Raw genomic sequence first — 21,788 nt, 5'->3', positions numbered from 1 at the left:
CTTGTGCTTTCAGGGCTGTATGAGGCGGGGCTCACTCCCCGGGTCGGCCGTTCAGCCCACGAGCGGCCGTCCTTCCGGGTATCGGTACAGGCGGTGGCGGGAGCGGAGGGCGAGGGACGCGGCGAAGAGTACCGGCCCGATGCGCCCGGTGTACATCGCGATCGCCAAGAGCCACTTGGACGGCTCGGACAGGTCGTACGTGACGCCCGTGGACTGGCCGAGGGTCGCCAGCGCGCTCGTCACCTCGAACATGATCGACATGAGGTCCAGGTTCGGCTCGAAGCGCTGCATGAGGAACACGCCGAAGGCGTTGCAGGCCACGTACACCAGCGCCACCGTGAGCGCCTCGCGGATCACCGAGGGGTTGATGCGGTGCCGGAAGGCCGTGACGTCGGGCTCGCCGCGCACCTCGGCCCAGATGACCAGGAGCAGCACGAAGAACGTGCCAACCTTGATGCCGCCGGCGGTCGAGGCCGAGCCGCCGCCGATGAACATGAGGATGATCGAGGCGAGCTGCGAGTCCTGGTTCATCGCGCCGATGTCGATGGAGTTCAGGCCTGCTGCGCGCACCATCGAGGTCTGGAAGAACGCCGGCAGGATCCGGTCGTACCAGGGCCACTGCCCGAACGTGGCCGGGTTCGACCACTCGAAGAGGAGGAACGCGATCCAGCCGCCGACCAGCAGGAACCCCGAGCCGACGAGGGTGATCTTGGTGTGCACCGACCACTGCTTGCGGCCCCACTTGCGGCGTGTGACCTCGAAGATCACGGGCATGCCGAGCCCGCCGATGATGGTCGAGAGGCACAGCGGCAGGCAGATCCACCAGTCGGTCGCGTAGCTCATGAGCGAGTCCGAGAACAGCGAGAACCCGGCGCTGTTGAACGCGCTGACGGCGTGGAAGATGCCGTACCAGATCGCGTCGCCGAGCCCGAAGCCGTAGGCGGAGAAGCGGATCGCGAGCACCAGCGCGGTGGCGGCCTCGACGACGAGCGAGAGTGCCACGGTCCGCAGGAGCACGGCCTTCACGTCCCCGAGGCTCAGCGCCCGGCTGATCTCCGTCTGCGTCATGATCTTCGTGCGCAGGCCCAGCTTGTTCGACACCAGGAGCCCGACGAGCACCGCGCTGGTCATGATGCCCAGGCCGCCGACCTGGAAGAGCAGCAGGATGACGAACTGCCCGAACCAGCTCCAGTGGAAGGGCGTGTCGACCACGGCCAGGCCGGTCACGGACACGGCGGAGGTGGCGGTGAAGAACGAGTCGGTGAAGTGCGTGACGTCGTTCTCCAGGTGCGCGATCGGCAGCATGAGGAGGAGCGTGCCCGTCATGATCACGGCCAGGAAGATCAGCGGGATGAGCCGGGCGGGGTGGCGGAAGAAGGCCTTGACGCGGGTCATGTCAGGTCGTGGAGGCGAAGTGCTCGACCTTGGTGGTGGCACCGGAGACGATGAGGGTGTCCCCCTCGGCGATCACGGTGTCGGGTGTGGCGTAGGTGAAGTCCTCGCCGGGCTGCTTGACGCCGACGACGGTGACGCCGTACTTGCTGCGGAGCTTCGACTCGCCGAGGGTCCTGCCGACGGCCTCGGCGGGGGCCTTGGTCTTGACGATCGCGAAGCCGTCGTCGAACTCGATGAAGTCGAGCATCTTGCCGCTCACCAGGTGCGCGACCCGCTCGCCCATGGCCGCCTCGGGGTAGACCACGTGGTGGGCGCCGGTGCGGTGCAGGATCTGGCCGTGCTTGGCGTTGATGGCCTTGGCCCAGATCTCGCGGACCCCGACCTCCTCGCAGGCCAGCACGGTGAGGACGCTCGCCTCGATGTCGGTGCCGATCGCGACCACGACGTGGTCGAACTCGCCGATGCCGAGCTGGTTGAGCACGGTCGACTCGGTCGAGTCGGCCTGCACCACGTGCGTGAGGGTCTCGGAGGCGCGCTGCACGATCTCGGGCCGCTCGTCGATCGCGAGCACTTCGTGGCCGAGTCGCGTGAGGGACTCGGCGACCGCGGACCCGAAGCGGCCGAGGCCGATCACGGCCACGGTCTCCTCCGGGGCGCTTTCGCCCTTGCCGAACAGGTTCATCGGATCGCTTCCTCAGTAGGTGCTGACACGCTGTCTGATTCTGCCACCCGCCCGGCGGGGCGGCGGTCCGTACCCGCAGTGCGGCCGCGGCGGTGCGGTCCACAGTGCCGTCCACAGTGCGCTCGACGGCACGGTCCACTTCGGAATCCAGGGCGAAAAAGAAGAGGGGGGCGGCCGATAACCCCTCATGGCCGCCCCCCTCGAACACCCCTAACACTCTCCAAGGATGGAGGAGAACCTCAAGTCTACTCCGCGAGCACGGCCCTGAGGAAGTCCTGTGTGCGCGCTTCTCGCGGATCCGAGAAGATTTCGTCCGGGGCGCCCTGCTCGACGATCTGGCCCCGGTCGAACATCATCACCCGGTTCGAGACGTCCCGCGCGAAGCCCATCTCGTGCGTCACGATGAGCATCGTGATGCTGGTCGTGTCGGCGACGTCGCGCAGCACGCCCAGCACGTCGGCCACCAGCTCCGGGTCGAGCGCGCTGGTCACCTCGTCGAGCAGCAGGATGTCCGGGTCCATCGCCAGTGCCCGGGCGATCGCCACCCGCTGCTGCTGGCCGCCCGAGAGCTGCGACGGGTAGTTGTCCACTTTGTCCGAAAGGCCGACGAGGTCCAGGAGCTCCCGGGCCTTCGCCTCGGCCTCGTCCTTGGAGCGGCCGAGGGTGTGGACCTGCGCCTCGGTGACGTTGCGCAGCACCCGCATGTTCGGGAACAGGTTGAACGACTGGAAGACCATGCCGATCTTCTTGCGCACCCGCCGCAGGTGGCGCTCGTTCGCCACCACCAGCTTGCTCCCCTTCTGCATGTGGGACAAGGGCTCGCCCTCGACCCAGATGACGCCGCCCTCGGCGGCCGGGTCCTTGGGCGGCGTCACGTGCTCCAAGGTCATGAGCAGCCGCAGGATCGTGGTCTTGCCCGAGCCTGAGGGCCCGATGAGCGTCACGCGCTCGCCGGGCTGCACCTCGAGGTTCAACCGGTCGAGCACCTGCAGGTCGCCGAAGGACTTGTTCACGCGGTCGAAGCGGACACTGTACTCAGGCGCTCCATGCTGGTGCTCGCCGTTAGAAGTTGGATTTTGCAAGGCGGTTCTCCAATCTCCGCGCCGCGACCGCGACCGGGTACGAGGCGGCCAGGAACAGGATCCCGGCGATGGTGTAGCCCTCGACGGCGCCGTCGTAGTGCTGTCCTTGGTACTTCTGGGCCTGGGCGATCATTTCGAGGACGCCGATGATGAACAGCGTCGGCACCTCTTTGAACATGGCGATGATCCAGTTGGTCACCGCGGCGGTCGACCGCCGCATCATCTGGGGGAGCACGATCGCGCCCCACACCCGGTGGGTGGGCAGGCTCAGCGCCGTCGCGGCCTCCCACTGCCCGACCGGGATCGCCTCGATCCCGGCCCGGTACGACTCCGAGGTGTAGGAGGCGTAATGGACGCCCAGGACCGCCGAGCCCACGGCGAAGGCGCTCCACTCGGGGTTGATGTACAGGCTGGTGGCGGTCCAGACGAACAGGACCTGCACCAGCAGCGGGGTGTTCCGGACGAACTGGAAGAAGCCCGAGAGGACGCGCTTCAGCCAGGGCGGGCCGATGCGCTCCCCGATCGCGGCCAGGAGCCCCAGCAGCACGGCGATGATGCCCGCGACCAGGGTGACCTGGAGAACGACGATGAATCCCTGCCAGATCGACGGGAAGACCTCGGCGACGATCTCGTTGTCCCACTCGTTCATCAGGCCAGTCCCTTCTCGGCCACGGCCGGGGTCAAGCGGCCCTTGACGGGCTTCGCGTCGATGCCGAGGCCGCGCTTGGCACGGCGCTCGAGCGCCCGCATGCCGGTCCAGATGAGCCAGGCGAGGATGAAGTAGACGACGAGGATGAGCGCGTAATGCGGCAGCTGGTTCACGCCGCCGTCGCGCCCGCCGATGAGGCTCGCCATCCGAGTGAGGTCGGTGACGTTGATGAGCGAGACCAGGGCGCTGGCCTTGAGCAGCATGATGGCGAAGGCGCACAGCGAGGGGATCATCTCGGGCCAGGCCTGGGGGAGGACCACCAGGCGCAGCCGCTGGAGCGGGGTGAAGTTCACCGCGAGGCTCGCCTCCAGCTGCCCCTTGGGCACCGCGGCGATGGCGCCGCGCACCACCTCGGAGCAGTAGGCGCCGTAGTTGAGGCCGAGCGCGATGATCCCGGCGACGATCGCGTAGTCGAACTGGACGCCCAGGATCACCGGCATGGCGTAGGCGAACCAGAAGAGCTGCACCACGACCGAGGACCCGCGGATGAACTCCACGAACACGCGGGCAGGGGTGCGCACCGCCAGGTGCTTCGAGCTCGTCATGAGGCCCAGCGTGAAGGCGACGACGAGCGCCAGGGCCGCCGAGGCCAGGGTGACCTGGACGGTCACCAGCAGTGGCTCGGCGTACCGGGGCAGCGAGTCGATGACCGCAGAGAAGTCCATGACGCCTACTGGTACGTGCCCGGGCAGAGGTCTTCGGCGGTGAGGCCGTCCGGGTGGTTCTCCTCGACGGTGAAGCCGTACTCGGAGACCAGGCCCTCCCAGGTCGCGGTGTCCTCGAGGAGCTTGCCGAGCTCCTCGTTGAGCGCGTCGCGGAAGTTCGCGTCCTTCGGCTGGAAGACCGCCGCACCGGCGCCGATGATGTCCTCACCGGAATCGGGGTCGGTCAGCCAGAACCCCTCGGTGACCTCGAGTTCCCCGTCGGCGTCCGCGGCGAGCTTGAGGTTCGCGCGCGTCAGGCCGATCGCGTCGCAGCGGCCGGCCTTGAGCTCCAGGATGAGCGCGGCGAGATCCGCCTGGACGTTGATGCGCTCGGCGTCGAAGATCGCGTCGGCGACCTCCTGCTCGCTGGTGCCGTTCATGACGCCGATGACGCCGTCGGTCTCGGCCATGGCGTTGAGCGTCGTCCACCCGCCGGGGTTGCCGGCCTCCACCAGCAGCGCGTCGGGCATGACGTAGTCCGGATCCGCGAAGGCCACGGCCTCGCAGCGCTCGGGTGTGACGTACATGCCAGCGATGACCATGTCGTGGGTGCTGCCCAGGCCGGGGATGAGCGAGTCCCATTCGGTGTTGATCCACTCGATCTGATCGGCCTTGATGCCGAGCTTGTCGAGCAGGTAGGTGTGGACGTCGACGGACTGGCCGGTGGTCGAGCCGTCGTCGGCGGTGAAGGCGTAGGGCGCTTCCTCGGCACGGGCGATGCGGAGCTTGCCGCCGTCCTGGGCCTGTTCCAGCAGGCCGCCACCCTCGCCGTCGCCGCCCTGGTCAGTGCGTGAACAGGCCGCCAGTGCGAGCGCCGCCGCTCCGGCGGTCGCGCCGCCGAGGATATGGCGGCGGTTGAGGTGCAGATGGTTCGACACGGTGGTCGCCTCCAGTTTCGGGGTCGGGTACGTTGCCGACCCTAACGTTCTATTGTAAGTTTGTCGACAATACGATGATCGACGTTCGATAACAAAAATGCAAGCATGTTGACGGGGGACGCAACCGGAGCTTGCACCTGAACGTGATGTACCGGCAGCGCTAAGATGCTGCCCAGAAGAGACAGTGGGGGAGCAGGCAGAGTGTCGACGCACAGCAGCGGATTGAGCGGGCTCACGAGCGCCCGCCAGGTGGGGCGCCTGGCCCCGGTGCGACGCACCTCGACGGTGGACCTCATCGCCGACCGGCTCCGCGAAGCGGTCGTGGACGGGTCGCTCCCGCCCGGGGCCGCCCTCGGCGAAGCCGAACTCGCCTTCCAGCTCGGCGTCAGCCGCGGCCCGCTCCGCGAGGCCATGCAGCGGCTCACCGCCGAAGGACTCCTCGTCATCCCGCGCCGCCGCGGCCTCGCCGTGCGCACCATGACCCCCGAGGACGTGCGCGACATCCACTGGCTCCGCGCCCGCATCGAACCCGAACTCGGCCGCCGGATCCTCGCCCGCCCCCTCGCCGAACGCAAGACCGTCCTCGCCGAACTCGGCTCCGAGGTCAAGCGCATGCAGCGCGCCCTCAAGAAGGACGACGCCCGCGCCCTCGGCGACGCCTACCTCGACTTCCACCGCGGCCTCGCCGCCTGGGGCGGCTCGATCCGCCTGGCGCGCATGATGTCCACGCTCCTCATCGAGACGCGCCTGTGCACCTTCTCCATGTACGAGCACTTCGAGGTCGCCGTCGACCTCGTGCCCGAGCACGCGGCCTTCGTCGACGCGCTGGCCGCCGAGGACGCCGAGCGGTTCACCGCCCTCATGCGCACGCACCTCGACGCCGAGGTCCGGCGCCTGCTCGCCGAGCCCGAAGCGGCCAAAGAGGACGACGCCGACCGGCTCCTGGCCGAGACCCCGGACGAGCCGCAGCCGCTCGACCGCCTCGACCTCCCCGAGGGCATCTGACCTGCCGCGCGATCGGCTCCCGCGACCCGTTGCCGTGCAGGCGGGAACGACGACTGTCAATATCCTGACAGTTCACGGTCCGTTGGTGGACCGTCCGTTACGAAACCTATATAAATAGGGCCCCGACCCCGGACAAAATTCGAGACGGAGCCCAAAATGTCATACCCCCGACGAATCTCCACAATGGCGGCGGCACTCCTCGCCGCCTTCGTGACCGTCATGACCCTCACCAGCGGTGCCGCCCAAGCGCAGACCCTCGAGTACGTCGCCCTCGGCGACTCCTACGCCTCCGGCGTCGGCACCCGCGACTACCTCGACGACTCCGACTGCCGCCGTTCGGACGCGGCCTACCCCTCGCTCCTGGCCGAAGCCATCGGCGCGGACCTCACCTTCGCCGCCTGCTCGGGCGCGAAGACCGGTGACGTCCTCGCCGGCCAGCTCGGCGGCCTCTCCTCGAGCACCGACCTCGTCACGATCACCATCGGCGGCAACGACACCGGCTGGGCCGGCGTGGTCCAGCAGTGCGCCTACCCGTACCCGTGGACCTGCACCAGGGAGATCGACGCGGCCGAGGCCTTCGTCCGCGACGTGCTGCCGGGCCGCCTCCACGAGGTCTACGACGCGATCGAGGCCGCCGCCCCGAACGCCGACGTCATCGTGGTCGGCTACCCGCTCCTGTTCAACGGCGAGCAGTGCAACGCCATCACCCGCATCAGCCCCGCCGAGCAGGCCGCGCTCAACGACGCGACCGACCTCCTGGGCGACGTGATCGGCACGGCCGCCCGCGCCCACGGCTTCCAGTACGCCGACGTGCGCGCGGCCTTCGACGGCCACGCCGTCTGCGACGACGCCGAGTGGATCAACGGCCTCTCCTACCCCATCCGGGAGTCCTACCACCCCAACAAGGCCGGCCAGACCGGCTACTTCGACGTCGTCGACGACTACGTCTGAGCAGCGCAATCTGAGCATTGAAACGCGAAGGGCCCCACCGGAGATCCGGTGGGGCCCTTCGCTCGAGTCAGGGATCAGACCTCGCCGCAGGCGAGCCAGACGCCGTCTTCCTTGACGAAGTCCATGGTGTCCGACTCCTCCGTGGGCTCCTCGGTCCAGCCGGTGATCGACATGCCGTCGGCGCCCATCTCGGGCGACGGCATGTTGAAGCTGTAGGTGTAGTCGACCGTGGCCGTGTCGCCGTCCTCGCTCGAACCGGTGACCTCGTACTGGAAGTCGACCGAGATGTCGATCGGAGGCACGTCGGTGATGCCGTTCTCCTCCAGCTGACCGGCGAAGTCGAGCTCCTCGGTGGAGGCGTCCATCTCCGACTGCATGTCCGCGCACATGTACGGCTTCATGTCCTCGAGGACTGCCTGCACCTCTTCGGGCGTGCCGGTGAAGGCGGTCTCGAAGACCTGGCCCATCATCGGGAGCAGCTCGTTCGCGATGTCCTCAGGGGAGTCGGACTTCGACGGGGCGCCGCCGCCGAAGGGCTTCACGACGAGGAAGACGATCGCGACGATGAGCACCACGGCACCCGCGCCGATGGCGACGATGAGGCCGGTCTTCGACTTCTTCGGGGCCGGGGGCAGCGGCTGCCCGCCGCCGGGCTGGCCGAACCCGGGCTGCTGCGGCTGCTGCCCGTACCCGGGCTGCTGGCCGTAGCCGGGAGGCGGCGTCTGGCCGTATCCGGGCTGCTGGGGCTGCGACTGGCCGTACCCGGGCTGCTGCCCGTAGCCCGGCTGCTGCGGCTGCTGCCCGTATCCGGGCTGCTGGCCGTACCCCGGCTGCTGGGGCTGCGACTGACCGTACCCCGGCTGCTGGCCGTAGGGCGGTTGCTGGTTCGGGTCGAACCCCGGCTGCTGGGGCGGGTAGGCCATGACGTGTCCTCGTTTGTCGGGAGTGGGTTGCGCCAGGTTAACACGCAGACACCAACATCACCGCCCTCCGATCCCGCCGGAGAACGAACGACGCCGGAACCGTCGAGGTTCCGGCGTCGCCCGATGCGTCCGCGGCGTCAGCCGCCGCCTTCGCCTTCGCCCTCGCCTTCGGGGGCCTCGGTCTCGAAGACCTTCACGTCCTCGGTGTCCATCGCCATCTGCTTGCGCGCCTCGTACGGGTCGAGGTCCGGACCCCGCGGGATCAGGTTGATCATCTTGTACGGCACCGAGATCGGGTCGACGCCGCCGTAGCCGAGCATCGTCTGGGTGGTGTCCGTCGCCCCGTCGTCGGCGATGCCGTGGCGAACGCCCTGGTCGCTGATCATGAAGGTGATGCCCGAGATCGTCGCGCCCTGATCGGTGCGGCTGTCGATCAGCGCCGCCCGGCCCTGCGGGAGCACCGTCTGCGCCTGGAGGCCGTCGACGTCGGAGAAGATGTCGCCGTCCTCGGTGATCTCCACGGACTCCGCGCTGTCGACGAGGAGGTCCGGGGCCTCGTGGTACATCGCGACCTTGATCGTCGTCGTCTCCGACTCCTGCCCGTCCGGGTCGTACACGGCGCACACCGCCGGGCGGCTCTTGTCGGAGGTCCACAGGTTCGCGCTCAAGTCGGCCTTCGGGTACTCCTCCTTCTCGTACTGCGCCTGGGTGCCGAGGTCGGAGACGAGCGTCGCGGAGACCTCCTGCACGTCGCCGTAGCGCTTCTCCAGCAGCTTGGCCATGGTGGGCTGGATCACCGCGAACGTGTCCCGGCCGCCCTCGTTGATGAGCACGTACGTGTCACCGCCCGCTTCGACGGGCACGCCGTACTTGATGTTCCCGTTGCTGCCGGCCACGGCCGACTCGGTCCCGAACTCGGGCCTCGCCGTCGGCACCATCGGCGGTCCCGTCGGGATCGTGTTGAGCATGCTGTCGTTGAGGATCATCGCCTGGTTGATGTTCAGCCCGAGGTCGCCGATGAGTCGTTCGGCAGGGTACTCCTCGTCCCCGATCAGATAGCGCATGCCGTTCCACAGCAGGTAGTACAGGGGCACCTCGCCGCTGTCCTCCTTGACGGTGGTCTGCGCCAGGATCCAGGAGTCGTCGTTGAGCCACTGGTCCGGATCCTCGAGGTCCCCGACCACGAGCTGCGTCAGCTGGAACTGCGCCGTACCGCCCGCCTCGCGCGGCATCGAGCAGGTGTTCCAGTCGACGCCCTTCAGCAGTTCGCTCTTGTCCGGCGGCTGCGAGGGGATGCCCTGGATGCCGATGGTGAACGAGCCGCGCGGCACGTCCTTCAGCGACGAGGGCTTGAGGTCCTGCACCTCCGGCATGCCGGACGAACCGGGCTTGGCGAGCAGCAGCGCCGACGTGTAGTTGGCGACCTGCCACAGCCGCGCCGGGTCCTCTTTGGTGCCCTCCTTGCCGTCCTTCGTGATGTACACGTAGACCGCGTTGGAGCCCTTGATGGTGATGATGTTGCCCTCGACCGGCAGCGCGTTCCCCTTGTTGAACAGGGTCGCGATGGCGAACCCGCCGAACACCAGCGCCAGCACCATCACCGAAGCGAAGATCGAGACGCCGATGCGCCGCAGCGGACGCTCGATCGAGTCGGGGTTGGCCAGCACCAGCGCCTGGTTCATGCGCGAGGTGATGAACTTGTGGGCCTCCACCTGTTCGCGGCGGGAGCGCATCTGGGCCATTCGGGTTCGCCTCTCTCGGGAGTCGAGGTCAGGGGGTGGGGCTCAGCCGCGCAGCGACAGGGCGATCGAGTACAGGTCGCAGACCCAGCCGACCAGCGGCAGGATCGAGACGATGAGCAGTGCCTCGATGATGTCGAGGGCACGGCCCCAGGTGGGGGCGATCTTCTTGCCCGCCACGGCGAGGCCGTAGACCATCGCGATGAGCGTCAGGAGCGTGAGCGCGCCGAGGATGACCGTGAGGCGCACCAGGATGTTGTCCTCGCTGGCGACGAAGATCGCCGCGAGGGTCGCGGCGAGGCCGCCCATGCCGCCGGTGAGCATCACGATGCGGGCGGCGCGGTCCTCGACCGAACGCGACCGGCTGAGCAGCACGAGCGACAGGATCGTGGAGAGGATGAGGCCGGGGACCTCGCCCGAGAACGCGAGCGCGATCGAGGAGATCAGGCCGACCACGGCCGCGAACGAGTACAGGGCCTCGAGGTAGTTGCCGGCGTGCTCGGAGAGCTTGAGGATCCGCTTGCCGTCGATGGCCTCGGCGTCGCCCTCCTTCAGCTCCTCCGTGGTCGTCGGCAGCTGCGGGGTGGGCACCATCGCCATGGACAGCGCGAGTCCGGGGGCGAACGGCAGGATCACCAGCGCCAGCGGCGCGGCGATGCCGGCGGCCGTGGCGGCCGACCCCTGCGGGATGGCCATCATGAGCGCGGTCGAGATGCCGAGCACCACCGCGCCGAGGATCGTCACGATGAACACCGGCGCCGAGGCCATGTCGCCGACGGCGACCATGGACAGGACGCTGAACAGCAGGATCGCCGAGGCCGCGATGAGCACGTGCGGGCCCTCGAGGTCGAACAGGCCGGTGTTCTCGGTGTCGGCGATGAGCAGGCCGCCGACACCGCCGTAGAGCACGGCGGTGATGCCGAAGTACGTGGCCGCCCGCGAGTCGCCGACGGCGCGCGAGAGCAGCGCGGAGGCGCCGACCAGGATCGCGGCGACCGAGAGGCCGACGATCGCCGAGGCGAGGTGGCCGGTCAGCAGGATCGCGATGGCGCCCAGGGCCAGGGCCGCGGTGCCGACGCCGACGCTGAAGCGCTTGGTCGCCAAGTAGTCCCAGCGGTTGCCGCGTTGATCGGTGGCGGTGGCGATCGCGTCGATGATGTCGTCGAAGACCACCTCGGGCTTGGCGGCGTCGGCGGGGTTGAGGTACAGCATCTCACCGTCGTTGATCCCCAGCTGGGAGCAGGAGTGACCGGTGTCGATCGCCTCCTCGCCGAGGCGGGTGAGGATCCAGCCGCCGTTGTCGCCGGCTTCGTCGATGTAGTACTCGCCGGCTTGGTGCAGGATCGTCGGCAGCAGGTCGGACAGGGGGACGTCTGAGGGCAGTGCGAGGTCGATCCTCGTGCGAGGACTGACGATCGTCACCCTGGAAAGAGTGGCCGACTTGGTGCTCACCGTGCGAACCTCCGGGTCGGGTCGGTGATCGGGGGACTGCTCAAGGATAAATGCCGCATGCAACGGCGGGGGGACCGGCGTGGGCGTACCAGCGATGCGGCCGCACCGGCGGCGTGGGTGTACCAGCAGAGTGGCGACCCGGCATTACCCTAGTAGTGCGATACTCGACAGAGCGCACTTACATCTTTTATACGACAGCGCTAAGTTACGGCCAGCAAGCGTCCCCGTGGTAGGCGCATCCCCCGGTGAGCACAAGGACCCTCTGTGACGACCAAACTCTTCCGCAGGCCTCCGCGCAAGCGCGGACCGCAGGCCCCGCGCGGTGACATCCTCCTGGAGTCGCCGCCGGACATGCCCGACCCGCAGCCCAGGAACATCTCGCAGTATCTGATGATCCTGCCGATGCTCGCGGGGGCCGCGGCGATGGCGATGATGATGATGTCCCGCGTCGGCACCGGCTCGACGCAGAACTCGGGCAGCAACACCATGCGCATCGCCATGGGCGCCATGATGGGCATCTCCATGGTCGGCATGATGGCCACTTCCATGGGCGGCAACCGCGCCCAGAAGAAGGCCGAGTTCAACGCCGACCGGCGCGACTACATGCGCTACCTCAACCAGGTCCGCCGCCGTGCCCGCAAGGGCGCCGAGCGGCAGTGGCGCGCGGCCCGGTGGCGCCACCCGGACCCGAAGGCCCTGTGGTCCCTGGTGGGCTCGCGCCGCATGTGGGAGCGGCGCGCGAAGGACGACGACGCGCTGGACATCCGCGTGGGCGTCGGCAAGCAGCGCATGACGATGAAGCTGGTCCCGCCCGAGACCAAGCCGGTCGAGGACCTGGAGCCGATGACCTCGATGGCGCTGCGCCGCTTCGTGGCCGCGCACTCGAACGTCATCGACATCCCCCGCTCGATGAAGTACACCGAGGCCGCCCGCGTGGTCCTGCGCGGCGACCGGGCGCTCGTCGTCGACAACATCCGCGCCCAGCTCGTCCAGGCCGCGGTCCTGCACTCGCCCGACGACATCATCATCGCGGTGGTCGCGGACAACGAGCGCATGCCCGAGTGGCACTGGATGAAGTGGCTGCCGCACCTCCAGCACCCGTCCGCCGAGGACGGGGCCGGACCGGTCCGCATGTTCTACAACACCACCACGCAGCTGGAGAACTCGCTGCGCGAGCAGCTCTCGGGCCGCGGCGCGTGGTCGCCCGGCGCCACCGCGGGGGAGGGGCAGCCGCACCTGGTCGTCATCCTCGACGGCGGCGAGGTCGACCCCACCGGCATCATCGCCGCCGACGGCATGGGCGGTGTCACGGTCTTCGACTTCTCCGGCTACCTGCCGCGCAAGCCCGGACCGCAGATCAAGCTCTACGACGTCACGGCCGAGGAGATCTACACCGACCAGGCCGGCCGTCGCCGCGTGCTCGGCAAGCCCGACCGCATGTCGTACAACCAGGCCGAGGGCGTGGCCCGCTCGCTCGCGCCCTGGCGGCTGACGCTCAAGGGCGCGACCGGCAAGACCGAGTCGGGGGACGAGGACCAGTCGCCGCTGGCGAACCCGTCGTCGCTGCCCGAGATGCTCGGCTTCAACGACGCCGCGGCGCTCGACCCGGCCGTGCACTGGCGCGAGAAGCCCGTGAAGGACTACCTGAAGGTCCCGATCGGGCCCGGCCCCGACGGCGGCATCGTCGACATCGACTTCAAGGAGTCCGCGGTCGGCGGCATGGGCCCGCACGGCCTGCTCATCGGCGCCACCGGTTCCGGTAAGTCCGAGGTGCTGCGCACCATCATCGGCTCCCTGATCGCCACGCACTCCTCCGAAGAGCTCAACTTCATCCTCGTCGACTTCAAGGGCGGCGCGACCTTCGCGGCGCTGGACGACCTGCCGCACGTCTCCGCGGTCATCACCAACCTCGCCGACGAGATCGAGCTGGTCGACCGCATGGCCGACGCGCTCGAAGGCGAGCTGGTGCGCCGCCAGGAGGTGCTGCGCGCCGCCGGCAACTACACGAACCGCTGGGAGTACGAGAAGGCCCGCAAGGCCGGGCAGCCGATGGACCCCATGCCGACGCTGCTCATCATCGCGGACGAGTTCTCCGAGATGCTCGTGGCGAAGCCCGAGTTCATCAACCTGTTCCTCCAGATCGGCCGCATCGGCCGCTCGATCGGCGTGCACATGCTCCTCGCCTCGCAGCGCCTCGAAGAGGGCAAGCTCAAGGGCCTGGACACGTTCCTGTCGTACCGCGTCGCGCTCCGCACCTTCTCGGCGCAGGAGTCGCGCACGGTGATCGGCTCGGGCGCGGCCTACGAGCTGCCGCAGGCGCCCGGCCACGGGTACCTCCAGGTCGGCACGCAGGACCTGGTGCGCTTCCGCGCCGCCTACGTCGGTGGCCCCTACAAGCCGCCGAAACGCGTCGCCTCGCGCGCCGAGCGCATCGCGGCCGTGCAGCACAAGGTGCAGCGCTTCCTCCCCGGATTCGTCGAGCTCCCCCCGGAGCCCGAGGTCGATGAGGAACCGGAGGAAGTGCTGGAGGCGACCGAGGCCGACGACGAGAACGAGAAGCTCTCCGAACTCGAGGTCATGGTCAACAACTGCCTCGGCATGGGCCGCCCGGCCCACGAGGTGTGGCTCCCGCCGCTCCTCGAACCGCCGACGCTCGACCAGCTGCTGCCCCCGCTCGAAGCCGACCCGGTGCGCGGCCTGCACCCGAAGGGCTTCTCGCTCAACGGGAAGCTCCACGCCGTCCTCGGCGAGGAGGACCGGCCGTTCGAGCAGCGCCGCAGCCCGTTCGTGGTCGACCTCTCGGGTGCGCAGGGCACCGTGGCCATCGCCGGCGGGGCCCAGTCGGGCAAGTCGACGATGCTCCGCGGCCTCATCGGCTCGCTCGCGCTCCTCCACACGCCGCGCGAAGTGCAGTTCTACTGCCTCGACTTCGGCGGCGGCACCCTGCGCGGCATCGAGGACCTCCCGCACGTCGCGGGCGTCTTCGGCCGCCAGGAGGAAGAGGGCGTGCGCCGCACCATCCAGGAGGTCTCGACCATCCTGGACGAGCGCGAGAAGTTCTTCACCGACAACAAGATCGACGGCATGAACTCCTATCGGCGCATGAAGGCCGACGGGCGGTTCCAGGAGGACCCCTACGGGGACATCTTCCTCGTCATCGACAACTGGATGACGCTGCGCGAGGACTTCGAGCCGTTCGTCGACCAGGTCCGCGCCATCGGCAACCGCGGCCTGGCCTACGGCGTGCACGTCATGGTCACCTGCACCCGCTGGGGCGACATCCGCATGAACATGCGCGACATGTTCGGCCTCAAGCTGGAGCTGAAGCTCTCGGACAACATGGAGTCCGAGATCGACCGCAAGGCGGCGGCGAACGTGCCGAAGAACCGCCCCGGCCGCGGCCTCTCGCTCCAGAAGCTGCACTTCCTCTCCGGCGTGCCCCGCATCGACGGGATCCGCGACGGCGACGACCTGCAGGGCGGCGTCGAGGACTTCGTCAAGAAGGTCAAGCAGGCCTGGCGCTTCGCGCCCTGCCCGCCGGTGCGGCTCCTGCCGCGCCAGCTCCACGTGGCCGACTTCCTCCAGGCGGTCGACCGCTCGAAGCCGGGCATCCCGATCGGCCTCAACGAGGCCGGGCTCAAGCCGGTGTACCTCGACTTCCAGTCCGAGCCGCACCTGCTCGTGTTCGGCGACTCCGAGTCCGGCAAGACCAACCTCCTGCGCCACATCGCCCGGCAGATCCAGGCGACGTACACGCCCAAGGAGGCCAAGGTCATCATGGCCGACTACCGGCGCGGCATGCTCGAGGAGATCGCGAAGCCGACCCTCCTGGACTACGCCATGTCGGGCAAGCAGTTCGAGACCTCGATCAAGAACCTCAGGGGCCCGATCGAGCGGCGGCTCCCCGGAGACGACGTCTCCCCGGCGCAGCTGCGCGACCGGTCCTGGTGGACCGGCCCGGACCTCTACCTGATCGTGGACGACTACGAGATGGTGGCCCAGCGGGTGAACCCGATGACCGCCATCGCCGAGCTCATCCCGCAGGGCCGCGACATCGGCTTCCACGTGATCATCGCCCGCCGCGCCTCCGGTGCGTCCCGCGCGCTGATGGACCCGATCGTCGGCCAGATCAAGCAGCTGGAATCCCCGGGCCTGCTCATGAGCGGCCGCAAGGAGGAAGGCGCGATCTTCGGCAAGCTGCGCCCCAGCCCGCAGCCTCCGGGCCGCGGCACCCTGGTGCGCCGCAAGGACGGCGAGCAGCTCATCCAGACGACGCTGCTGCCCCCGAACGGCACCGCCTAGCGGATCACTGCGTTTGACGCACATCGCAGGGCCGCCCACCGCAACCGGTGGGCGGCCCTGCGGCGTATAGGTTGCAGAACGGACGCGAAACCCGCTCGCGCCACTGGACCCCAAGGCCCCGCATGAAACCGCTGCTCACGCCCCCCGGCCCCGACGCCCCCACTGTTGCAGACAGCAGCGGCGCGGGCACGGCCGAGACGGCGCCGCCGCACGCCCGGACACGGGCCCCCATGAGCGTCCAGATCCTCCGGCTCCTCCTCCTGGCCGCCACCGCGACGGTGGTCGCCACCTGGCTCTGGGCCTGGCAGGGCGTCCAGGCCTACGCCTGGCCCGGCATCGACAACCGCCTCACCGAACGCGGCCTCGCCTACCTCCTCATCCTCGCCCCCGCCGTCCCCGTGAACCTCATCGCCGCGATCCGCCTCGCCTGCGGCGGCCGGCGCGCAGGCCGCTACCTGGCCGCCGCCGCGGCCCTCGCCGCCGTCCAGACCGTGCTGCTCCTGACCCCGAGCGCCATGCCGCTGGCCGACACCATGAGCGACGGCTCCAACCACGTCGGCATCCGCCACCTCGTCACCACCGGGCCCCTCGTCTTCGCCGGCCTCTGGCTCGCCACCACGACCAAAACCCGCGCATGGCTCGGCGCCGCCCCCCGGCCGCACCGCCGCGTGCTCGGCCTCGAAGCGGCCGTCTGGTGCCTCGCCCTCGCCTGCGCCTTCGCCACGGGAACCGAAGTGCGCCAATGGGCCCACGCCGCCACCGCCACCGAGGCCCCGGGCGGCGAGTACCGCGAACCCGGCACCTGGGCCGGCCTCGAACAGGCCGTCACCGAGACCACCGACGCGATCCCCGGCTTCACCGGCTTCACCACCCGCACCCTCGACGTGCAGCCCTGCGACTACTACACCCCCGCCGGCCTGCCCACCTACCGCTACCTGCTCACCTACGAACTGCGCGACCGGGCTTCCACAACCAGCGCAACCGAACCCGGTGCCGCCGCCTCCATCGCGGCCCGCTGGAGCGAAGGCGAGTTCACCCTCACCTACGACGGCGCGGCCCTCGACGACACCCGCCTCGTCACCGCCGAACGCGCCTTCCCCGCCGACGGCGACGCCTACCCCACCGCCACCGGCGTCCACGCCATCAAGCTCGCCTACACCGAAGCCGCAGCCCCGACCCTCCACCTCGAGAGCCCCTGCGTCGAACGCGCCGCCGAACCCACCGAATGCATACTGCCCCAAGGCGACCCGCTCAATGACACCATCAACGGCATCACCTGCCGCGACTGACTACCAGATCGTCACGAACTCCGTCATCGAAAGATCCGCACCGTCCGGCACGTCCTTCTTCCAGACCTCGAGCTCACGCGTCGAATCCCCAGAGGGCACCGGCTCGATCAAGTAGAGCGTGGCAGCGCCGACCGGTGTCCCGTCGGCGCGGTGGAAGGCCGCCGTCAGGACGGGCCTGATCGCATGGGCGGCACTGTTCGTGATCGTCACCGAGAACCGCATCTCCCCGTTCGGATCGTCCCCCTCGTCGATCTCGTCCAGACGCGCACTCAGCGGCGACACCAGCGCCTCCGGGGACGTCCCGCCGTCCGAAGCGAACCACTCCAACTCCACGACCGCGATGTCGACCACAGGATCTGACGGGAAGTCATCGCCCAAATAGAACGATCCCCCGACCCGGGCCTCGCCGCCCGGCGGCGTCATCCCGCTGAAGGCCGACACGAACTCGCCGCTCACCAGATCGACCCCCTCGACGGACACCTGCAGCCCGAAGGTCGCCGCGTACTCGCCGTGGGTGTTGCGAACCGAAGCGCCCCAGGTGAACGCACTGCCGTCCACTGAAACGTCATGGCCGAACGCCTCGACCACAACACTCGACGCCGCCGGAGGCTCCTCGTCCGGCCGCACTTCGGCCAGCCCCAGATACTGGCCGACCGTTTCGGTCTCCGGCAGGTGGGTCTCGCTCACCGCCTGAGGCTCAACGAAATTCGCGGCGTCAGGAGCCCAGAGCGGCACATAGACCAAGGCCAGGATCGCAACTCCGAACCCCAGGGCGAACGACCAATCGGGCACACGACGTCGCTTGGGAGCTGCGGGTTCAGGTGAGGGATGCACCCTGCCATCATAGAAATCGGCCGCCACCGTGTGGATGCCCCGAAGTACGGTGAGTCGCAATCCCCGAAACCCCGAGCCGCCCGAGGAACCCGATGGTCGTCCGCCGAGTCAAGCCCGAACCTGGCAACCCGCAGCGCTGGCCCGACGTACCGATGCAGGCCCGCACCCGCCGCCGGATCGCCATCGCAGTCCCGTTGATCCTCGTCCTCGCCGCAGCCGGCTACACCGCGCGCTGGACGTACACGGATCGCCAGGCCGACGAACCGGTCGCAGTCGTGCGCGCCTTCCTTGAAGCCTCCCGCGCCGGCGACGTGGAGGCGGCGCTGGCGCTGACGACGGGCGACCACTACCGCTCGAAGGACCTGCTCGTCCCCGAGGCGATGAGTGCCGACTGGGAGATCCTGGACCTCGGCCTCCAGTCCTGGACGCAGTTCACCGTGGACGCACAGGTCTGGGCCACCGTCAAAGGGCCGGGCGACACCGAGCTCACGCACCAGTTCGACCTCGAACTGCTCGACGGCGACTGGAAGGTGGCGGACCCGTTCGCGACCTTGACCATCGACGAACTTCCCGTCCCCTATCTCGAAGTCAACGGGATCACCTTGCCGTTCGACATCGCGCCCGAGACCGCGTTCGAAACCGATTTCGCGCTGCTCCCCGGCGTCTACCGGCTCTACGAGCATGCCCCGGAGTTGTTGGCGTACAAGGGCGAACCGCTGCTCGCCCTGGGGGAACGCCTCGTCAGCGCCGACGGATCCGAGTCGCCGGGCCTCGTCGAGGCATTTGCAGGCTTCGCCGTCGTCGAAGGCGACGAAGCGGCACTCAACGAGCGGCTCACCGCGTACCTGGACGAGTGCCTGGCGGCCCCCGAAGGCCCGGAATCATTCGGCTGCCCGTTCGGCTTGCAGGACCACCACATCGACGACCTCGACTTCACCCTCGGCGACGACAACCGCTGGGAGATCATCGAGTACCCCCACGCCGCCCCCGCCTCCGTCGTCTGGGACACCATCTACCGCGCCACCGACATCGGCCTGCTGACCAGGCACGAAGGCCGCGCCCGCGTCACAGCCGTCGATGCAGCGACCGCTGAGGAGGTCGTCCTCGAATGCCCGCTCACCACCAACGGCCTCTACCTGGTCTTCGATGAAACCGGCGAGTACGCGATCGGCCCGAACCAGGACCCGAATGCCTCCACCGAATTCGATACGACCGCATGGGACGACGGCTACGAATCCTATTGCGAGCCGGCCTGATGAAACGTCGCGTCGCTTCGGAGCGAACGGGCGCGGTGAGGCTCGGACTCGGGGTCAGTTCGGGTGGCTTTGTGGAGTTACGCTCGCTGAATGAGTTATACGCCTCCCCAAGGGCAACCTGCGGGCTACGGCCAACCCCAGTACCCGAACCAGCCGCCGCAATACCCGCCTCCCGGGGGCTACAGGTACGGCGCACCTCAGTTCCAACCGCCCATGCCGCCCGCGCCGCCCAAGCGGCGGACCGGACTCGTCGTGCTCATCGTCGTCTGCGCACTGGTCCTCGTGGCAGGCGGTGCGAGCGCGTTCTACTTCCTCTCCAGCGAGGACGAGCCCGGCGACGTCACTGCAGCGGACGACGAGCAGGGCAGCGCCAGCGCCGAGCCCGAGACGAGCGAGTCCGCCACGGAGGTGCTGCCGTGCGACCTCGACCATCCGGACCTCGGCACCGCGACGCCGCTCCCGGGAGACGGCTGGAGCCCGATCAACTTCGAGTCGGGAGCGGGCTACGTGTCGGACGCATCGGTCGGCTGCCTCGTCATGCACAACGACGACCACATGTCGTACATCGAAGCCGGCGCCTGGCCCGAGGCCAGCTTCTATGACCCCGCCCGCCTCGGCGAATCCGCTGCGTACGTCGCAACTGCATGGGCTGAAAGCGAACACGTCGGCGGAGCGGACGCCGAGGCCAAGACCGTCGGTGCTCCCGAAGCCGGCGAACTCGACATGGACGGCCACGCCGCCGGCTGGTGCGAAGTCCGCGTCACCTGGCAGCCCGCCGCAGGAGAAGCCGAAACCTTCGAAGACGTCGCCGTCCTCGTGGTGGACATCGACGGCAGCACCGCGTTCGTTGCCATCGCGAGCATCCCCGAAATCGGCGAAGGACTCTACGAAGAGGCGACCCAGGCGCTCCTCTCCACGACCTTCACCGAATAGGGCCCCCTGCAGTTGGTCCGGTATCTTGTGGGACAGAGCGGACCGCGCTGTAACGACCGGCACACGGAAGGGGTCTCACCCTATGGCCACACCTCTCACGCCAATCCCTCTGCAACCCCCACCAGCGCGACGCACTTCAAACCCCCGCACCGCCTTCGGCGCGGGATTCGCAGCCCTCGCCACAGCAGCAGTCCTCGCAGCCGCCCCGAGCACCGCCCTGGCACAGGACCCCACCTACGAGGCCGACAACGCCTGGGTGCCGGAGCAGGTGCAAGCCCCTGCAGCTTGGGAAACCACAAGAGGCGAGGGCATCACCGTCGCGGTGATGGACACCGGAATCAACGACCATCCGTTCTTTGACGACAAGGACATCTTGGACGGCTATTCCGCTCTCGGCACCGAGGACGGCACTGGCTGGAACGACACCGATGGACACGGATCCGCTATTGCCGCTGCCGTGTTGCTTACGGCGCCTGAGGCCACCATCATGCCCGTCCGTCTCAGCACAGGCGCATCAGTCATCGCAGGGGGCCTGGGCGACATCGAGTTCGATGCTTTCCGATGGGCAGTCGACAACGGGGCGGATGTCCTGGTAGTTCCTTGGGCCGTCTATGGCCGCGGGTTCGAGGGAGATTATCTCGAAGTCCTGCAGTACGCAATCGACAAGGGTGCGATTGTCATTGCCTCAGCGGGCAATGATCCGGCTGAAGAAGTGCCCTATCCAGGATTCGTGCCTGGAGTGGTCACTGTGACTGGTACTGATCGCAACGGAAACATCTGGTTTGAGAACACCACTACTGGGCCTGAAGTTGAACTTGCCGCCCCGGCTGACGAGATGACCGCACCGCTGCCACAGGACAGCTCGCTGGGAAACACGGAGCTTTACGCTGACGTTATCGGTGGTACCTCGATGGGTTCAGGTGTTGTCGGCGGCGTCGCCGCATTGACCTGGGCCGCGCACCCGGAACTCGACGCGAGCAACGTCATCCAGCGCATGATCCAGACCGCTGGTGATGGGAGCGGCAATAAGAGCGAAGACACGGGATATGGGTTGGTGAACGCTGATCAAGCCGTGCATGCTGAGAACATCGAGGAAGTCACCGAGAACCCGCTTGGCTACCCGATGGGGGAGGCCGGAGCGAGCGGTGCCACCCCGGCTGACGACTCCTCCGAGGAACCCGCCGAATCCGCAGCGCCTGGTGAATCTGCAGGACCGGCCTCCGGTGGGGCTGAGGCGAACAAGGAATCGAATCTCTCGACCATCATCGTAGTTGCAGCGGCAGTCGTGCTAGTCGGTGCGGCCATCGCCGTCTGGTTGGTTCTCCGCGGTCGAGGCCGCAAGAGCGCTACTGCGATGGAACCCGGGGCTTACATCCCGGCCAACGGTCCGTCTCAGGGCGGACTTCAGCAACCACCTGCGATGCAGCAGCAATACAACGGCCCCCCGATGGGCGGCGGCCAGGCCTACGGCAGTCCGCCTCCGCCTGGCCCGCAGGGCTACAGCAGCCCTCCCCGTGGTCAACAAGGGTTCACGTCTCCGCCGAGTGGCGGGGATCAGGGCACGCCTTGGCGACCGAATGATCCGAACCGACAATAGCTCCTAGAAGGGGCCCAAGCGATGAGCTTGGGCCCCTTCTACTTTCAGTCTTGCGAC

The 21,788-nt window shown here is 68.4% G+C and carries 17 protein-coding genes; 7 read left to right on the top strand and 10 right to left on the bottom strand.

Annotation, left to right across the window (positions count from 1 at the left end):
- Positions 1 to 51 precede the first annotated feature (51 nt).
- The 6 genes from AB0I03_RS25030 to AB0I03_RS25005 form a co-directional block, all read right to left on the bottom strand.
- Positions 52 to 1,395 (bottom strand): potassium transporter TrkG, encoded by a 1,344-nt coding sequence (locus AB0I03_RS25030; RefSeq protein ID WP_360416867.1) that lies wholly within the window; start codon positions 1,393 to 1,395, stop codon positions 52 to 54.
- A 1-nt stretch (position 1,396) separates the two neighbouring features.
- Positions 1,397 to 2,077 carry a TrkA family potassium uptake protein gene (locus AB0I03_RS25025; RefSeq protein ID WP_360416865.1) on the bottom strand — a complete coding sequence of 227 codons (681 nt, stop codon included), beginning with the start codon at positions 2,075 to 2,077 and terminating at the stop codon, positions 1,397 to 1,399.
- Positions 2,078 to 2,322: 245 nt separating this feature from the next.
- Positions 2,323 to 3,159 (bottom strand): ectoine/hydroxyectoine ABC transporter ATP-binding protein EhuA, encoded by an 837-nt coding sequence (gene ehuA, locus AB0I03_RS25020; RefSeq protein WP_360416864.1) that lies wholly within the window; start codon positions 3,157 to 3,159, stop codon positions 2,323 to 2,325.
- The gene (locus AB0I03_RS25015) at positions 3,140 to 3,808 is read right to left on the bottom strand and encodes an amino acid ABC transporter permease (RefSeq protein ID WP_360416861.1); all 669 of its coding nucleotides are present in this window, start codon (positions 3,806 to 3,808) and stop codon (positions 3,140 to 3,142) included. Before AB0I03_RS25015 ends, ehuA begins: the two co-directional genes overlap by 20 nt.
- Positions 3,808 to 4,533, bottom strand: coding sequence for an ectoine/hydroxyectoine ABC transporter permease subunit EhuC (gene ehuC / locus AB0I03_RS25010; RefSeq protein WP_360416858.1), 726 nt, complete (start codon positions 4,531 to 4,533; stop codon positions 3,808 to 3,810). Before ehuC ends, AB0I03_RS25015 begins: the two co-directional genes overlap by 1 nt.
- 5 nt (positions 4,534 to 4,538) lie before the next feature.
- Complete coding sequence (locus AB0I03_RS25005) at positions 4,539 to 5,450, bottom strand: transporter substrate-binding domain-containing protein (RefSeq protein WP_360416856.1); 912 nt, start codon at positions 5,448 to 5,450, stop codon at positions 4,539 to 4,541.
- A 201-nt stretch (positions 5,451 to 5,651) separates the two neighbouring features.
- On the opposite strand from AB0I03_RS25005, the gene AB0I03_RS25000 reads away from it, so the two are divergent.
- Both AB0I03_RS25000 and AB0I03_RS24995 read left to right on the top strand, forming a co-directional pair.
- Positions 5,652 to 6,455 carry a GntR family transcriptional regulator gene (locus AB0I03_RS25000; protein WP_360416854.1) on the top strand — a complete coding sequence of 268 codons (804 nt, stop codon included), beginning with the start codon at positions 5,652 to 5,654 and terminating at the stop codon, positions 6,453 to 6,455.
- Positions 6,456 to 6,611: 156 nt separating this feature from the next.
- Entirely contained in the window at positions 6,612 to 7,406 is a 795-nt protein-coding gene (locus AB0I03_RS24995; protein ID WP_360416852.1) for an SGNH/GDSL hydrolase family protein, read from the top strand.
- Between the two features lie 74 nt (positions 7,407 to 7,480).
- On the opposite strand, the gene AB0I03_RS24990 is transcribed toward AB0I03_RS24995, so the two are convergent.
- The 3 genes from AB0I03_RS24990 to eccD form a co-directional block, all read right to left on the bottom strand.
- Positions 7,481 to 8,329, bottom strand: coding sequence for a hypothetical protein (locus AB0I03_RS24990; RefSeq protein ID WP_360416850.1), 849 nt, complete (start codon positions 8,327 to 8,329; stop codon positions 7,481 to 7,483).
- A 137-nt stretch (positions 8,330 to 8,466) separates the two neighbouring features.
- A complete protein-coding gene (eccB, locus tag AB0I03_RS24985; protein ID WP_360416848.1) occupies positions 8,467 to 10,071 on the bottom strand; it encodes a type VII secretion protein EccB in 1,605 nt (534 codons plus the stop codon).
- Between the two features lie 42 nt (positions 10,072 to 10,113).
- Entirely contained in the window at positions 10,114 to 11,520 is a 1,407-nt protein-coding gene (eccD, locus tag AB0I03_RS24980; protein WP_360416846.1) for a type VII secretion integral membrane protein EccD, read from the bottom strand.
- Positions 11,521 to 11,784: 264 nt separating this feature from the next.
- Between eccD and eccCa the strand changes: the two genes are divergently transcribed.
- Complete coding sequence (gene eccCa / locus AB0I03_RS24975; protein WP_360416844.1) at positions 11,785 to 15,822, top strand: type VII secretion protein EccCa; 4,038 nt, start codon at positions 11,785 to 11,787, stop codon at positions 15,820 to 15,822.
- Positions 15,823 to 15,944: 122 nt separating this feature from the next.
- Positions 15,945 to 17,111: a hypothetical protein gene (locus AB0I03_RS24970; RefSeq protein WP_360416842.1), complete on the top strand. Its 1,167-nt coding sequence runs from the start codon at positions 15,945 to 15,947 to the stop codon at positions 17,109 to 17,111.
- Here AB0I03_RS24970 and AB0I03_RS24965 read toward each other — a convergent pair whose 3' ends face one another.
- The gene (locus AB0I03_RS24965; RefSeq protein WP_360416840.1) at positions 17,112 to 17,798 is read right to left on the bottom strand and encodes a hypothetical protein; all 687 of its coding nucleotides are present in this window, start codon (positions 17,796 to 17,798) and stop codon (positions 17,112 to 17,114) included.
- A 239-nt stretch (positions 17,799 to 18,037) separates the two neighbouring features.
- On the opposite strand from AB0I03_RS24965, the gene AB0I03_RS24960 reads away from it, so the two are divergent.
- The 3 genes from AB0I03_RS24960 to AB0I03_RS24950 all read left to right on the top strand — a co-directional run bounded on the left by AB0I03_RS24960 (position 18,038) and on the right by AB0I03_RS24950 (position 21,731).
- Positions 18,038 to 19,201 carry a hypothetical protein gene (locus tag AB0I03_RS24960; protein ID WP_360416838.1) on the top strand — a complete coding sequence of 388 codons (1,164 nt, stop codon included), beginning with the start codon at positions 18,038 to 18,040 and terminating at the stop codon, positions 19,199 to 19,201.
- A 213-nt stretch (positions 19,202 to 19,414) separates the two neighbouring features.
- Positions 19,415 to 20,134: a hypothetical protein gene (locus AB0I03_RS24955; protein WP_360416836.1), complete on the top strand. Its 720-nt coding sequence runs from the start codon at positions 19,415 to 19,417 to the stop codon at positions 20,132 to 20,134.
- 256 nt (positions 20,135 to 20,390) lie between these two features.
- Positions 20,391 to 21,731, top strand: coding sequence for a S8 family serine peptidase (locus tag AB0I03_RS24950; RefSeq protein ID WP_360416834.1), 1,341 nt, complete (start codon positions 20,391 to 20,393; stop codon positions 21,729 to 21,731).
- The last annotated feature ends 57 nt before the right edge of the window (positions 21,732 to 21,788 follow it).

Origin of the sequence: Glycomyces sp. NPDC021274 (assembly GCF_040641195.1) — a bacterium.
In the GTDB taxonomy this organism is placed as follows: domain Bacteria; phylum Actinomycetota; class Actinomycetes; order Mycobacteriales; family Micromonosporaceae; genus Glycomyces.
This window is presented reverse-complemented; position numbering and strand designations above follow the sequence as displayed.

Excerpts from the sequence above, each read along its gene's own strand:
- AB0I03_RS25030 (WP_360416867.1), bottom strand. The coding sequence starts at position 1,395 with ATGACCCGCGTCAAGGCCTTCTTCCGCCACCCCGCCCGGCTCATCCCG.
- AB0I03_RS25025 (WP_360416865.1), bottom strand. The coding sequence starts at position 2,077 with ATGAACCTGTTCGGCAAGGGCGAAAGCGCCCCGGAGGAGACCGTGGCC.
- AB0I03_RS25015 (WP_360416861.1), bottom strand. The coding sequence starts at position 3,808 with ATGAACGAGTGGGACAACGAGATCGTCGCCGAGGTCTTCCCGTCGATC.
- ehuC (WP_360416858.1), bottom strand. The coding sequence starts at position 4,533 with ATGGACTTCTCTGCGGTCATCGACTCGCTGCCCCGGTACGCCGAGCCA.
- AB0I03_RS24995 (WP_360416852.1), top strand. The coding sequence starts at position 6,612 with ATGTCATACCCCCGACGAATCTCCACAATGGCGGCGGCACTCCTCGCC.
- AB0I03_RS24990 (WP_360416850.1), bottom strand. The coding sequence starts at position 8,329 with ATGGCCTACCCGCCCCAGCAGCCGGGGTTCGACCCGAACCAGCAACCG.
- eccB (WP_360416848.1), bottom strand. The coding sequence starts at position 10,071 with ATGGCCCAGATGCGCTCCCGCCGCGAACAGGTGGAGGCCCACAAGTTC.
- AB0I03_RS24970 (WP_360416842.1), top strand. The coding sequence starts at position 15,945 with ATGAAACCGCTGCTCACGCCCCCCGGCCCCGACGCCCCCACTGTTGCA.
- AB0I03_RS24960 (WP_360416838.1), top strand. The coding sequence starts at position 18,038 with ATGGTCGTCCGCCGAGTCAAGCCCGAACCTGGCAACCCGCAGCGCTGG.
- AB0I03_RS24955 (WP_360416836.1), top strand. The coding sequence starts at position 19,415 with ATGCCGCCCGCGCCGCCCAAGCGGCGGACCGGACTCGTCGTGCTCATC.